The following is a 14,536-nucleotide window of genomic DNA, read 5'->3' as shown; positions in this document are numbered from 1 at the left end:
AGGGGGATTAATATGATAAATAGATGCTCAAAAAAAGAGAGAATAACAAAAGAAACAAGCATTAAGTTAGAAATTAATTTAGATGGAAGCGGAAATAGTGAAATAAATACAGGAGTTGGATTTTTTGATCACATGCTCGACTTATTTGCATTTAACAGCAAAGTTGATCTAAAGGTATTTGCAAAAGGTGACTTAGAAATATGTGATCATCATACAATTGAAGATATTGGAATAACTCTTGGTGAAGCTTTTAAAGAAGCTATAGGAGATAAGTCAGGAATAAATAGATATGGAACTTTCTATGTGCCAATGGACGAAACCTTAGCATTAGCATCATTAGATATTAGTAATAGACCTTTCTTAGTTTTTGATTGTGACCTTAAAAGAGAAAAAGTTGGAGAAATGGCTACTGAAATGGTAGTTGAGTTTTTTAGAGCCTTTGCTTTTAATGCGGGAATAACACTTCATTTAAAAGTATTATATGGTGAAAATGATCATCATAAAATAGAAGCTTTATTTAAAGCTTTTGGAAGAGCTATTAAAGAGGCTAAATTTAGAAGTTCTGAAAATGGGGTGCCATCTACAAAAGGAAGCCTTTAATGCAGTTTACAGTTAACAGTGCACAGTTAACTGTTGGGGAACAAATCTCTTGGGGGATTTGAGAAATGTATTTCAATATTTTAATGAATGTTAACTGTCAGCTGTAAATAAGAAATGTTATATAAATGTAAATTGGGGTAGGAGTAGTCGTAAAATAAATTAAAGAAATGCTTTAGCATTTCATCATCAACTGTTAACTGTTAATTTATAACTGTTAACTGAATAAAGGGGTGTTTAAATGATAGTTATAATAGATTATGGAATGGGAAATTTAAAGAGCGTTAAGAATGCTCTTGATTTTCTCGGTCTTGAAAATAAGATATCATCAGATATAGAAGATATAAGAAACTCAAAAGCGCTAATATTACCAGGTGTTGGAGCTTTTCCGGATGCTATGGAGACTATTGAAAAATTATCTTTAGATAAGATAATTAAAGAAGAGGTTGGTAAAAACAAACCTCTTCTTGGAATATGTCTTGGAATGCAATTATTATTTGAAAACGGATATGAAGGCGTGGAGAGAAAAGGGCTCAGTTTGCTAAAAGGTAACATTGTTAAAATGAAAGATGATAAGGAAAAAAATATAAAAATTCCTCACATCGGCTGGAATAACTTAATATACAACAAAAAAGATGAACTGTTTAATTCTATAGAAGAAGGCAAGTTTGTTTATTATGTACATTCATATTTTGCACAAGATTATAATGATGAAGATTTAGTTGCTTATAGTGAATATGGGGAAAATAAGATTCCAGGTGTGGTTAGAAAAAATAATGTAATGGGAGCTCAATTTCATCCTGAAAAAAGTGGATCTGTAGGGTTAACCATCTTAAAAAATTTTGGGGAGTTGATTAAATGATAATTTTACCAGCAATTGATATAATTGATGGGAAGCCAGTAAGATTATATCAGGGTGATTACAATAAAAAAGAAGTAGTAGCAGAAGATGTATTTGAAACAGCTAAATCCTTTGAAGATATGGGTGCAGAATACGTACATTTAGTTGATTTAGATGGAGCAAAGAGTGGCAGCAATCAAAATCATGAATTAGTAATAAAAGTTGCAAAAGAACTTAAAATTCCAGTAGAACTTGGCGGAGGAATCAGATCCTTTGAGACTATTAAATATTTATTGGATAATGGCGTAGCAAGAGTAATTCTAGGAACTATAGCTATGGAAGATGAAGAGCTATTGAAGAAAGCTATAGAAACATACGGTGATAAAATAGCAGTTGGTATAGATTGCAAAGATGGCAAAGTTTATGGAAGAGGATGGCTTGCTGGAAGTGACTTGGATTATATAGATTTTGCTAAGAAAATGGAAAGTTTGGGAGTAAAGAATATAATTGTTACGGATATAAGTAAGGATGGAACTTTAGAAGGGCCTAATGTGGAAATGCTTAAAAAATTAAAAGAAACTGTGAATATTGATATTACAGCTTCAGGTGGAATTAAAGATATTGAAAATATTAAAGATTTAATTGATATAGATTTATATGGTGCAATTACTGGCAAAGCAATATATGCTAAAACATTATCTTTAGAAGAAGCAATAAAGGTTTCTAAAGAAGGGAGATAGGATTATGCATACAAAGAGAATTATTCCATGCCTAGATGTGAAAGAAGGTAGAGTTGTTAAGGGAATTAACTTTGAAGGATTAGTTGATGTAGGTGATCCTGTTGCTCTTGCAGAGTATTATAATAAGCAAGGTGCAGATGAATTAGTATTTTTAGATATTACAGCTACTCATGAAAAAAGAGGTATAATGGAGAAGGTCGTTCAAAGTGTTGCTGAAAAAATATTTATTCCTTTTACAGTAGGTGGGGGCCTTCAAAACTTAGAGGATATAAAATCAATACTTAGAGCTGGTGCTGATAAGGTAAGCTTAAATTCAGCTGCTGTTAGAAATAAGAACCTTATAAAAGAAGGTGCTTTTTATTTCGGGAATCAATGTATAGTGCTAGCAGCTGATGCAAAAAGGAGAGCCGACAATACTGGTTGGAATGTTGTAATAAATGGAGGAAGAATTGATACTGGGATAGATTTGCTAAAATGGGTTGAGGAGGCAACATCACTTGGAGCTGGGGAAATTCTTTTAACATCAATGGATGCAGATGGGACAAAAAAAGGGTTTGATCTAGAGCTGACGAAGGCAGTAAGTGATATAACTAACGTTCCAGTAATAGCATCGGGAGGCTGCGGATGTCTAGAAGACTTTTATGATGTCTTTGAAAATAATATAGCAGATGCTGCTCTTGCGGCTTCGCTTTTCCACTATGGGGAATTAACTGTCGATGAAGTTAAAAAATATCTGAAAGATAGAAATATTGCAGTACGTCTTTAATAGCTAATATTAAGAATATACTTCATTAATATAGTTTGGAATAAATATTTATGATAGACTATATTAAATGAATTATTTATGAAATATAAGATTTAGAAAGCAGTAATGTAATAATTAAAGGCTATGAGGAGGGCTCAATATGGAAAATTGCAAAAGGGTAGAGCAAGTTGATTTTGAAAAGGGGAATGGACTAATCCCTGCTATTGTTCAAGATTATAAAACTAAAGAAGTATTAATGCTTGCTTATATGTCAAAAGAAAGCCTGAAAAAGACATTGGAAGAAAAAACTACATGGTTTTATAGTAGGAGTAGAGATGAACTTTGGAATAAAGGGGCAACATCTGGACACTTTCAATATGTGAAAGAAATAAAAATAGATTGCGATAATGATACAATTTTAATGCTTGTAGAACAAGTAGGTGCAGCATGCCATACAGGAAACATTAGCTGCTTCTATAGAGATTTATAGTATAAAATATATATTCACAGTTAACTGTTAACTGAGTAAGTTGGAGGGATTAATACATGGATGGGAATATAAGCGCTTTATATGATATAATTATTAAGAGGAAAATTGAAGGCGGAGAAGGGTCTTACACAAATTATCTTTTTGAAAAAGGGACCAATAAAATATTAAAAAAAGTTGGGGAAGAATGTACAGAAGTTATTATAAGTTGTAAGGAAGATAATAAAGAAGAACAAATTAATGAAATTTGTGATCTTACCTATCACTTACTAGTATTAATGGCTCAAATGAATATTTCTGTTGAAGAAGTATCTGCAGAGCTTGAAAAGAGAAGAAATAAAATTAATAATTTTAAAGGTGAAAGAAAGCCTATTACAGAGGTTTAATTAGTATTAAAAACGGTAGATTTTTGATTATAAATGTTCACTGAAAATATTATTATAAAGGATTGCTTTAAAAGCGATCCTTTTTTCTTATATTTATAATATTGAGACTTATTTTCTGTAAAATTCAACTGATTATTGTTAAATTATATTTTAAGCATTATAATGGTAGACAATAGCAGGTTAATATTATTTTTTGCACAAATGATATACAGTATATGAGTAAAGGGGGGAGCGTTTACCGAAATTATGATTAAATAGAACTTGAAAAATGTTAGCAAGTCCTAGAGATTACATATTTTTGGAAACGATAACATATGTTTATTAATAGTGAAAATATGATTTCATTTTTATCGAATGCAATTGTTGAATCAAATAATAAGATAATACTATTAAAAGGGAGCAGCGACTTATCTTTAAGTGAATTTCATAAGTATGTAGTAGAAAAAAATCTCAGTGATAAGTGCTTTTATATGAATTTAAAGAAAAACTATTCTTTTGAACCTTTTTACCCCTTTTTATCCTTTATAAAAGAGGAACTAATAAAATCAGGAGGAACGGCATCGGATTTTCTAGATTCAAATAGTATATATCCAAGTCAAAGAAATGTATTTTACAGTTTTATAAGTAATGGCTTAGCATCTAGAGAGGAAGAAATGATTCCTTTCGATTATCAATATGAAAAAAATAAACTGTACCAATCGTTTTTCAATATCTTTAATAAATATAGTGATGAGAGCAAAGTTTTTGTATTGTTTGAGAACATAAATTATATGCCATACTCTTCGTTGCAGTGGTTAAAATGGCTGGTTGAGAATGAGAAAACATATAATTTTCGATTTATTTTAACTATTAGTACTTATACATATTATAAGAGCGAAATGCAAGATGAGTTTGAAAACTTTATTGAGACCGTTGAAGCTGGATATTCATTATTACAGGTAGATAGCAATCAAAAGAATGAGGAATTAGAGAATGTACTAAGTAGTCAGAATGACTCTGAGATTAACTTTTTAAATGCCGGAGAAAATTATTATCAATTTTTAGCACTAGATGAAGCACTCTACTGTTTTAATAAAAGGTATGAAGTCATAAAAAAGAATGAAAGATTAATAGAAGATAAAGAATTGGAGTCCATATTTAGTAGATTGGGTGATATATATTTATTGAAAGATGATTATCATAATGCATATATATATTATGATTTGCTACTTAATAAAGCGGTTGAATTAAATAATGAACGTTTGAAAATTAAAGCATATCAAAGATTATCAATGTTAGATATTTTAAAACGGGAATTCAGTTCGGCAGAAGAATTTGCAAAAAAGAGTTATAAAATTTCTATAAAAATTAAAAATAATTATTTAAAACTTAAAGCATATGAATTACTTTTTTGGATTAATGAGTTGGGCAAATATAGGACAACCATAGAAAATTTGGGTTTTGAAGAAGAATTCATTACTTTGGCAAAGATGTATAATAAGAAAAATTCATTGGCATATTTTCTGACTCATAGTTTTAACTCACTATCTTTTAGAGGGCCAAGTGATCAGAGAGAAGATTATTATAATCAAGGCCATGCTTTGGCTGAAGAATTAAAAAATGAGAATTGTATCTTATCTGCTCATTTAAAAACTGCACTTGTCTACGCTGTTAATGGCTTTCATAACGTTAGTAATCAATATTATGAAAAAGTTGAGAAGCTATTAATAGAAATGAAGGATGATTTCAGATTGGCTCAAACTTATAATGGCATTGGATATTACTATTTAACAGCTGGAAAATATAAAGATGCTAATAAATATTATGATAAAGCTCTTCAACATTTAAAAACTGAATGGAATTTTGATGAGATATGTATTACATTAGTTAATAAAAGCATAAATGCAATATTGGTCTCAGATTATATTTCGGCTGAAAAGCAATTAGAAATTTTATTATCAGTAATCAAAGAACTAAAATTATCACGACTAAGATTAACAACATTATCAAGAATATACGGAATTATTGCACTGAACCACTTTTTTTTAGGAAATTCATATAAAAGCTATTCTTTTTTATCTAAGATGCAGACTGTTATTAGTCCAAATAAATTTTATGAGGATGATGATGAATACTTTTTGAATAATTTTACACAAGGGTTGCTGCTCAGAAAAGAAGGGAAGTTAGATAAGGCAGAAGAATTTTTCCAAGAAGCTTGGTTCCACCTCTGTAAAATTAAGGGGTCGTTAAAATGTTTATATCCAAAATTTACTTTGGAATATCAGCAGCTATTAATAAAATGTGGAAAGTTTCTTGATTCAGATAGCATTATACGTAGAGGGTACAATTACTGTAGAGAGAATTGTTTGGAATATTATCTAAATTTACTTCAGGGTAAAGAAAGTGAAAACTATAATTTTGGAAGTTATTTGTCAGAGCTTACATGGATAAGTGAAGCCGCTAAGCAGGAAGCTTCTATTAGACTATTAAATGATAAGGTGGAAGAAATTAATTTTATTAACAATTTTCAAGAAATACTAGCATCTTCAGATAATAATGAGGACATGATAAGTAGTTGTTTAACTTTATTGGAGAATAAATTTTCATTACATTATTCTTTATTAATATTATATGATAATAATGCGCCACAGATAATGTATTCAAGCGATAAGAGGAAGATATTAAACCATAGGCTTAAATATTTAGAATCAATTATTTGTAACTATAAATTACCATTTGTATCAAATGAAAATGTGCAGTTAAATAGCTATATAGAAGATATAACTAGTGAAAAGATAAAATCATTAATATATATTCCGATTATAAAGAATGATAAATTAAAAGTAGTGTATTTATGCGCCACTCAGATAGATAATGATTTGGTAAATAATAACATAATTTTAAATTCCTCAAATTTAAGAATAATTAACATTGTTATTAGACAATTAAGCGAAACAATTCAAAAAATACAAACTCAAGAAAAATTAATAGCAAGTGTATCAACTGATATGCTTACTGGCTTATTTAATAGACAATATTTTTATAATAGAATGTCTAATTTAATTGAGGCGAGTAAAGATGATATTAAAAGCTATAATGCAAGTCTGTATTTATTCTATATAGACTTAGATAATTTTAAATATTACAATGACAATTTTGGACATACAGTAGGGGATTATGTATTAATATGGTTTGGGGAGATTTTAAAAACCGTATTAATTAAGAAAAGTTCAGCCATTAGATATGGTGGCGACGAATTTTTATTACTTCTTGAAGAATGCGATGAAAAAAAAGCAATAAAGGTAGTTAAAAAAATTTATGATAAACTTGAGGCAGAAGATGGTTTTAAAAAGAAAATTAACAAAGTTTTAGGAAGTAAGATAGATATTCCTACAAAAAATTTACTTTCGTGCTCTATTGGAATTTCACATAGTTATCTCAATGAAAAGTTAAATATAAGTGAATTTATAGACAATGCAGATAAATGTTTATATAAAGCTAAAAGGCTAGGCAAAAACAGATATGAGTATATTAGATAAGTAAAAAGAAAACCTGTATGATATAGTACAGGTTTTCGTATGTTCATTTGAGAAAGGGAGTAAATGAACATATAATAATGTGGGTTTATAAAACTTTACAGCAATATACTGTAAAGTATATGGGCATAAATTTTATTACTAAATTTATTATATAATAAACTAATGAAAAAACAAATGATTTTTTATATTACGACATTAAAAACTAAAAGGTGATTGAGAAATTTTGTAAAAACAAACAAAAATTTTATTTTATAAAATAAATTCATAAAATAAAAACTATATAATATATTTTGTTATGATAAAATCATATATTGGTAAAGTTAAATATAGGCTTTAAAGTCTGAATCTTATAGGTATGTTAAAATTAACTTCTAACAGTAGACAAGAATTATATATTATAATTAGCATAAAAAATAAGAAGTATGTACAGGAGAAAAAATATGATTAAAATTTATAAAGAAGATTTATTAAAAAATACAATAGAATATGAAGAATACTCAGAAAATGTTTATAAACTTACGCCAGAGGAATTAAGAAAAGAAGGACTATTGCAGTGTGGAGGATGCTGCTTAAAAGGAGATACAAAAAAAAGTAAATGCGATAAATGTAAGAACAAAAATAGCTGCAAAAAGTAATAGCTTTATATTTATGTTTTTATTAATATAAATATAAGAAATATATTGTAGATTTATGAAAAGGAATAATATATAATAAATATGTTTATTATTTTGCAGTAAATTAAAAAGAGTTGGAGGGGCCATCTTTGGGAAAACCAAGTATTTTTAGTAGAGAATATCAAAAGAAAATGAGGAGAAGAAGAAGAAACATTTTAGTGACTTCAATTGTTATAATTTTAGTAATATCAGCACTAGCAATTAAGGTTGTATACTATCCTATCGATTTTTCGAATATTAAGAAGAATATACAAGCCTGGATTGATAGTGATAATACTGCTGTTTCAGAGAAAAGTGAAGTTGAAAAAAAGGAATCTGTTAATGACAGAACTATAAATAAAGAAGAAGCAAAAGAAGAGCCGCAAAAGCCTGCAGAAGAATATCTAAATATTACATTAGCAAGTGGAAATGCTGCAAAAGCGATTTATATAAATGATACTAATAGTGGAAAGATATTTAAAACTTTAGATAGTTCTGATAAAGACATAAGCTTTGATATTAGTACATCAGGAAAACAAATGATTATAGCAGATAAAAACTCAGTAATTACATTATATAATGTAGATGATGGTACTAATAAAATAGTATCAAAGGATCAATACGTTTCTACTAGCGGGAGTGTTTTTACAAAAGAAGCTACTATGCAAACTCAACCACAATATTTATGGAATGCAAATCCTAAATTTATAAATGAAGACAATATGATTTTTGTAAGTAATAGGCCGTATTTTGGAAGTTCGTCTACAAAACAATATTTGTGGATGACTAATGTTAAAACTAATGAAGATAAAATATTTTGGGAATTATCAGGCGCAAATATACAAATCGGAACCAAAGAAGAAAAAGGAATAAAAGTTACTGTTGATGGTAAGATATATTATATAGATGTAAATGGAAATTATATTCAATAAAGATAATAATAATAAATTATTTGATAAGATTTAAAGGTTTATGGTATAATGACTTAGTTAAATTAGATGCACACTATTTAGGAGGAAAGAATAAAATGAAAGCTAAAGTGGAAAAAATAGAAACGAATGTTATTAAATTAGAGATAAGGGTTGAAGCTGAAAAATTTGATGCGGCATTATCAAAAGCTTATAATAAGAATAAGAGCAGATATAATATACCAGGATTCAGAAAAGGAAAAGTTCCGATGGCAATGGTTAAAAAATTCTATGGAGTAGAAGTTTTCTATGATGATGCTGTTAACATTGCAATTGAAGAATCATATCCAGAAGCATTAAATACTGAAAATATCAGACCAGTAGACTACCCACAAATCGATGTAGTAGAATTAGGAGAAGGTAAAGAATTAGTTTATACTGCAACAGTTACTACTTATCCTGAAATAGAATTAGGTGAATATAAAGGTTTAGATATAAAGAAACCTGTTTATGAAGTTGAAGCTAGTGAAATAGATAAGCAAATAAAAGATATGCAAGAAAAAAATGCTAGAATAGAAACTAAAAAAGAAGGAAATATTGAAAAAGGTGATATAGCTGTTATTGACTTTAAAGGATACATAGAAGGTGTTGCTTTTGAAGGCGGAGAAGGAAGCGATTATTCTTTAGAAATCGGTTCAGGTACTTTCATTGATAACTTTGAAGATCAGTTAATTGGTTTAGCTGTAGGGGATAAAAAAGAAGTAAATGTTACTTTCCCAGAAGCTTATGGAAAAGAAGAATTAAACGGAAAGCCTGCAATGTTTGAAGTTGAAATCAAGGCTATCAAAGTTAAAGAATTACCAGAATTAGATGATGAATTTGCTAAAGATGTTTCTGCAGTTGATTCTTTTGAAGAGTTAAAAGAAAATCTTAAAAAGACATTAGAAAAAAATAATGATGAAAAAGCTGAAAGAGAATTTGAAGAGGCTGTTATTACTGCTGCAATTGAAAACTCTAAGATGGATATTCCTGAAGTTATGGTAGATAAAGAAATTGATTCTATGATGCAAGATCTTGAACAAAGATTAAAATATCAAGGATTAAGTTTAGAACAATACATGGAATTTACTGGTAATACAACTGAAAAAATGAGAGAATTCATGAAAGAAAACGCTGAAAGAAAAGTTAAAGCAGATTTAGTTCTTGAAGCAATAGCTAAAGCAGAAGATATTAAGGCTACTGAAGAAGAAATAAACGCAAGAGCTTTAGAACTTGGAAAAATATATGGACCTAAAGATCCAGAAAAAATGGCTAAAATTTTAGCTAAATCTCAAAAGAATATGATTGAAAAAGATATAGTTTTAGAGAATACTCTTAAATTTATAAAAGAAAATTGCAAATAATTTATTTTGAGATATAATATAAAATAAGTATATGAATTAATAATTGCCAGGATAAAAATTTCTGGCAATTTATTCAAATACTAATTAACAAACTAATAAAATAACGATATAATTAAAATTAGGGAAAAGTATAAGAGTTAAAGGAGGATTTACATGGGATTAATTCCAATGGTCGTAGAGCAAACAAGTAGAGGAGAACGCTCCTATGATATATTTTCTAGATTGTTAAAAGAAAGAATAATTATGTTAAGTGGTGAAGTTAATGATGATAGTGCTAATTTAATAGTGGCACAATTAATCTTTTTAGAAAGTGAAGATCCTGATAAGGATATCTATTTATATATAAATAGTCCAGGAGGATCAATAACGGCTGGGAATGCAATTTATGATACTATGCAATATATAAAATGTGATGTTTCAACAATATGCATTGGTATGGCAGCTTCTATGGGAGCGTTTTTACTTTCATCTGGAGCAAAAGGAAAGAGATTTGCACTTCCAAATGCTGAAGTTATGATACACCAACCATTAGGCGGGTTCCAAGGTCAAGCAACAGATTTTGAAATTCATGCAAAGAGAATATTAAAAATGAAAGATACTTTAAATAGAATTTTAAGTGAGAATACAGGTAAGCCTTTAGAAACAATTAAAGCAGATGTTGAAAGAGATAATTTCATGACTGCTGAAGAAGCTAAAGCTTATGGATTAATAGATGACGTAATAACTAATCATAAAATAGGAAAAGATAAATAAGATTAAAGTTTTGATTTATTGATTAAGTGAGGTGAGTATATGGCTAAGTATGATGAAAAGAAACAGTTAAAGTGTTCTTTTTGTGGTAAGACCCAAGAGCAAGTAAAAAGATTGATTGCAGGGCCAGGAGTATATATTTGTGATGAATGTATTGATTTATGTTCTGAAATTATTGCAGATGAATTCCAAGAAACTGTTGATTTTGATCCTAAAAGTGTCCCAAAACCAAATGAAATTAAAGAATATTTAGATTCTTATGTTATTGGGCAAGAAAGAGCAAAAAAATCTTTAGCAGTTGCAGTTTATAATCATTATAAAAGAATTAATACTAATAAAGAAGATATAGATGTTGAATTATCTAAGAGCAATATTTTATTACTAGGTCCAACAGGTTCAGGTAAAACATTACTTGCTCAAACTTTAGCAAGATTTTTAAATGTACCTTTTGCAATAGCTGATGCTACAACATTAACTGAAGCAGGGTATGTTGGAGAAGATGTAGAAAATATTCTTCTTAAATTAATACAAAATGCTGATTATGATGTAGAGAAAGCTGAAAGAGGAATAATATATATTGATGAAATAGATAAGATTGCAAGAAAATCAGAAAATCCATCTATTACTCGTGATGTATCAGGAGAAGGTGTTCAGCAAGCACTATTAAAAATATTAGAAGGAACAGTTGCCTCAGTTCCTCCTCAAGGCGGAAGAAAGCATCCTCATCAAGAATTCATACAAATAAATACTTCTAATATATTATTTATTTGTGGTGGAGCTTTTGATGGAGTAGATAAAATAATTGAGAATAGAACAAGAAAAAGTTCAATGGGATTTGGCGCAAAAATCCAAGCTAAAAACGAAAAAGATGTTGGAAGCTTGCTTAAAGAAATTATGCCTGCAGATCTATTGAAATTTGGTTTGATTCCAGAATTTGTTGGGAGGCTTCCAATACTTGTTACATTAGAATCTTTAGATAAAGATGCATTAATTCAAATTTTAACTAAACCTAAAAACGCTCTTGTAAAGCAATATAAGAAATTATTTGAGCTTGATGATGTTAAATTAGAATTTGATGATAATTCTTTAAATGCAATTGCAGAAGAGGCTATAAGCAGAGAAACAGGTGCTAGAGGACTAAGAGCCATTATAGAAGATATTATGAATGAAGTTATGTATGAAATACCTTCTGATAATAGAATAACAAAGGTTACTATAACTGAAGATGCTATTAAAGATAAAAAAGCGCCTAAGATTGAAAGAGTAGAAGAAGGTAAAATTCGACCTACTTTAGTTAAAGCTAGAACTAAAAAAGATATTGAATCAGCATAATTTTTATAAATTCAAAATAAACCAGCATATGATTTCATGCTGGTTTATTTTATGTGTTTACTAATAAAATTACAAGAACAAATATATTATCAACTTGATAGCCCAAATGAATAAAATTCTAGAATTGAATTCTAGAATTTACAAAATAATATGGTTATTCTTAAATATATTTATAAATCAAGAATATATTTGCAATATTAAGCAAATAATACTATTAGCAATAATAAAAGGAGGAAAAATATATTTACGATTAGTGTAATAAATCATAAAATATAGTTGGTTTATTATTAAATGTAAATATATTATAAAGATATGGCAAATATATTAATGATTTTTCAAATAATAGTTCTTATACTTATGGTTTATGTTATGTGTAATGCAATAAACAAACCCCAAAGAAATAGAGAGATTGTAATTGATAGAGAGAGTACTAAAGAGTTGAATAATTTGAATAAACTAAGACAGATAAGCTTATCTAAGCCTTTAACAGAAAAGAGCAGACCTTCAACATTTGATGAAATAATAGGTCAAGAAAAGGGGATAAAAGCTTTGAAGGCAGCTCTATGTGGACCTAATCCTCAACATGTCATAATTTATGGTCCTCCAGGAGTGGGCAAAACTGCAGCTGCACGATTAGTATTAGAAGAAGCGTGCAAATCAACTCTATCACCATTTACAGAAAAATCAAAGTTTGTTGAAATAGATGCAACTACTTTGAGATTTGATGAAAGAGGAATAGCTGATCCACTTATCGGATCAGTTCATGATCCAATATATCAAGGAGCTGGTTCGTTGGGTATTGCTGGAATTCCTCAACCAAAACCTGGTGCAGTAACTAAGGCTCATGGTGGAATACTATTTTTAGATGAAATTGGAGAACTTCATCCAATTGAATTAAATAAACTCTTAAAAGTATTAGAAGATAGAAAAGTATTTTTAGATAGTTCGTATTATAGTTCTGAGGATGCAAATATGCCTAAGTACATAAAGGAAGTATTTGAGAATGGCCTTCCTGCAGATTTTAGATTAATTGGAGCAACAACAAGGTCACCTGAAGAGATAATACCAGCAATAAGATCTAGGTGTGTAGAAATATTTTTTAGGGCATTGTCGCCTGAGGAAATAGAGAAAATTGCAGAAAATTGTGTTAATAAGGTCGGGCTTGAAATTACAGATGATGGAATTAAAGAAGTGAGTAAATATTGTACTAACGGTAGAGAAGTATTAAATTTAATTCAATTGGCTTCTGGTATTGCAATAAATGAAAAAAGAAAAGAAATAATATTAGAAGATATTAAATGGGTATTAGAAAATGGCCAGTATAATAAGATCGTTGATAATAAAATCCCAGTTAAATCAAAGGTGGGAGTTGTAAATGGATTAGCGGTATATGGTGCCAATATTGGTATGTTAATGCCACTTGAAGTTAGTTGTAAGAGAGTTACGGAAAGAAGAGGAGAGCTTAAGGTAACAGGAATAGTTGAGGAAGAAGAAATTACTACTAATAATAAGAAGATAAAGATGAAAAGTACAGCTTATGCATCAGTACAAAATGTACTTACCGTTTTAGATAATCTATTTGATTTATGCAGTGATAAATATGATATACATGTTAATATACCTGGAGGTATGCCAGTTGATGGCCCATCAGCAGGGATAAGTATTGCAACTGCAATATACAGTGCAATAACAAAGCAGAAAGTGAATAAATTTGTTGCAATGACTGGTGAGATAAGCATATTAGGAGCTGTTAAAGCTATAGGAGGCGTAAAAGCAAAGATAACTGCAGCTTTTAAAGCAGGTGCACAAAAAGTAATTATTCCGCAAGATAATTATGATGAAAGCTTAAATGAATTATGTGAAATAAACATAATTCCAGTATCAAATTTTAGAGAGGTAATAAAAATTGCTCTCGAGGACAAGGAAATTACTTGCGAAAATGATAGAGAAATATTATCAGCCGAAGGTAATATAAAATTATAAAGTTCATTCACGTAATTTAAAGGTATTCTAAAATTAATATATAATATACTATAGCGTATATTATATATTAAGGCACAATCAAATAAGTAACAAGTCCATTTGCCAGCCTATTTTCCATCATGGGAAGCTCGACTCGCTACGCTCGCTGAGTAAGCGATTCACACCAAATCATAGATTTGGGTTCTCTGCTCAT

13 protein-coding genes are annotated in these 14,536 nt (G+C 29.1%); all 13 read left to right on the top strand.

Annotation, left to right across the window (positions count from 1 at the left end; translation table 11 throughout):
* The first annotated feature begins 12 nt into the window (after positions 1-12).
* Positions 13-600, top strand: a complete 588-nt coding sequence (gene hisB / locus COL3_RS26000; RefSeq protein WP_008425552.1) for an imidazoleglycerol-phosphate dehydratase HisB — start codon at positions 13-15, stop codon at positions 598-600.
* A 238-nt stretch (positions 601-838) separates the two neighbouring features.
* Positions 839-1,459: an imidazole glycerol phosphate synthase subunit HisH gene (gene hisH / locus COL3_RS25995; protein ID WP_008425555.1), complete on the top strand. Its 621-nt coding sequence runs from the start codon at positions 839-841 to the stop codon at positions 1,457-1,459.
* Positions 1,456-2,178: a 1-(5-phosphoribosyl)-5-[(5-phosphoribosylamino)methylideneamino]imidazole-4-carboxamide isomerase gene (hisA, locus tag COL3_RS25990; protein ID WP_008425558.1), complete on the top strand. Its 723-nt coding sequence runs from the start codon at positions 1,456-1,458 to the stop codon at positions 2,176-2,178. The genes hisH and hisA overlap by 4 nt, the downstream gene beginning before the upstream one ends.
* A gap of 4 nt (positions 2,179-2,182) precedes the next feature.
* On the top strand, positions 2,183-2,944 hold the full coding sequence (hisF, locus tag COL3_RS25985) for an imidazole glycerol phosphate synthase subunit HisF (RefSeq protein ID WP_008425560.1): 762 nt from the start codon (positions 2,183-2,185) through the stop codon (positions 2,942-2,944).
* A 139-nt stretch (positions 2,945-3,083) separates the two neighbouring features.
* Positions 3,084-3,413 (top strand): phosphoribosyl-AMP cyclohydrolase, encoded by a 330-nt coding sequence (gene hisI, locus COL3_RS25980; RefSeq protein ID WP_008425563.1) that lies wholly within the window; start codon positions 3,084-3,086, stop codon positions 3,411-3,413.
* 56 nt (positions 3,414-3,469) lie between these two features.
* On the top strand, positions 3,470-3,796 hold the full coding sequence (gene hisE / locus COL3_RS25975) for a phosphoribosyl-ATP diphosphatase (RefSeq protein WP_008425565.1): 327 nt from the start codon (positions 3,470-3,472) through the stop codon (positions 3,794-3,796).
* 314 nt (positions 3,797-4,110) lie between these two features.
* Positions 4,111-7,314, top strand: coding sequence for a tetratricopeptide repeat-containing diguanylate cyclase (locus tag COL3_RS25970; protein WP_008425568.1), 3,204 nt, complete (start codon positions 4,111-4,113; stop codon positions 7,312-7,314).
* A gap of 440 nt (positions 7,315-7,754) precedes the next feature.
* Positions 7,755-7,949, top strand: coding sequence for a hypothetical protein (locus COL3_RS25965; protein ID WP_008425571.1), 195 nt, complete (start codon positions 7,755-7,757; stop codon positions 7,947-7,949).
* A 128-nt stretch (positions 7,950-8,077) separates the two neighbouring features.
* Positions 8,078-8,899: a hypothetical protein gene (locus COL3_RS25960; protein WP_008425574.1), complete on the top strand. Its 822-nt coding sequence runs from the start codon at positions 8,078-8,080 to the stop codon at positions 8,897-8,899.
* A gap of 95 nt (positions 8,900-8,994) precedes the next feature.
* The gene (gene tig / locus COL3_RS25955) at positions 8,995-10,278 is read left to right on the top strand and encodes a trigger factor (protein ID WP_008425576.1); all 1,284 of its coding nucleotides are present in this window, start codon (positions 8,995-8,997) and stop codon (positions 10,276-10,278) included.
* A 153-nt stretch (positions 10,279-10,431) separates the two neighbouring features.
* Positions 10,432-11,031: an ATP-dependent Clp endopeptidase proteolytic subunit ClpP gene (gene clpP, locus COL3_RS25950; protein WP_008425578.1), complete on the top strand. Its 600-nt coding sequence runs from the start codon at positions 10,432-10,434 to the stop codon at positions 11,029-11,031.
* A gap of 39 nt (positions 11,032-11,070) precedes the next feature.
* Positions 11,071-12,360, top strand: a complete 1,290-nt coding sequence (gene clpX, locus COL3_RS25945) for an ATP-dependent Clp protease ATP-binding subunit ClpX (RefSeq protein ID WP_008425580.1) — start codon at positions 11,071-11,073, stop codon at positions 12,358-12,360.
* A gap of 312 nt (positions 12,361-12,672) precedes the next feature.
* Positions 12,673-14,343 carry an ATP-dependent protease LonB gene (gene lonB, locus COL3_RS25940; protein WP_008425582.1) on the top strand — a complete coding sequence of 557 codons (1,671 nt, stop codon included), beginning with the start codon at positions 12,673-12,675 and terminating at the stop codon, positions 14,341-14,343.
* Positions 14,344-14,536 lie beyond the last annotated feature (193 nt).

The sequence above is a fragment of the Clostridium sp. LS genome, assembly GCF_002760435.1.
Classification (GTDB): domain Bacteria; phylum Bacillota; class Clostridia; order Clostridiales; family Clostridiaceae; genus Clostridium.
Note: the sequence above shows the minus strand (reverse complement) of the source record. Positions and strands in the feature narration are given on the sequence as shown.

Bases quoted from the DNA above. Each gene is read 5' to 3' on its own strand.
- COL3_RS25970 (WP_008425568.1), top strand. From the start codon at position 4,111: ATGTTTATTAATAGTGAAAATATGATTTCATTTTTATCGAATGCAATT.
- hisH (WP_008425555.1), top strand. From the start codon at position 839: ATGATAGTTATAATAGATTATGGAATGGGAAATTTAAAGAGCGTTAAG.
- clpP (WP_008425578.1), top strand. From the start codon at position 10,432: ATGGGATTAATTCCAATGGTCGTAGAGCAAACAAGTAGAGGAGAACGC.
- COL3_RS25965 (WP_008425571.1), top strand. From the start codon at position 7,755: ATGATTAAAATTTATAAAGAAGATTTATTAAAAAATACAATAGAATAT.
- clpX (WP_008425580.1), top strand. From the start codon at position 11,071: ATGGCTAAGTATGATGAAAAGAAACAGTTAAAGTGTTCTTTTTGTGGT.
- lonB (WP_008425582.1), top strand. From the start codon at position 12,673: ATGGCAAATATATTAATGATTTTTCAAATAATAGTTCTTATACTTATG.
- hisB (WP_008425552.1), top strand. From the start codon at position 13: ATGATAAATAGATGCTCAAAAAAAGAGAGAATAACAAAAGAAACAAGC.
- tig (WP_008425576.1), top strand. From the start codon at position 8,995: ATGAAAGCTAAAGTGGAAAAAATAGAAACGAATGTTATTAAATTAGAG.
- hisF (WP_008425560.1), top strand. From the start codon at position 2,183: ATGCATACAAAGAGAATTATTCCATGCCTAGATGTGAAAGAAGGTAGA.
- hisE (WP_008425565.1), top strand. From the start codon at position 3,470: ATGGATGGGAATATAAGCGCTTTATATGATATAATTATTAAGAGGAAA.
- hisI (WP_008425563.1), top strand. From the start codon at position 3,084: ATGGAAAATTGCAAAAGGGTAGAGCAAGTTGATTTTGAAAAGGGGAAT.
- hisA (WP_008425558.1), top strand. From the start codon at position 1,456: ATGATAATTTTACCAGCAATTGATATAATTGATGGGAAGCCAGTAAGA.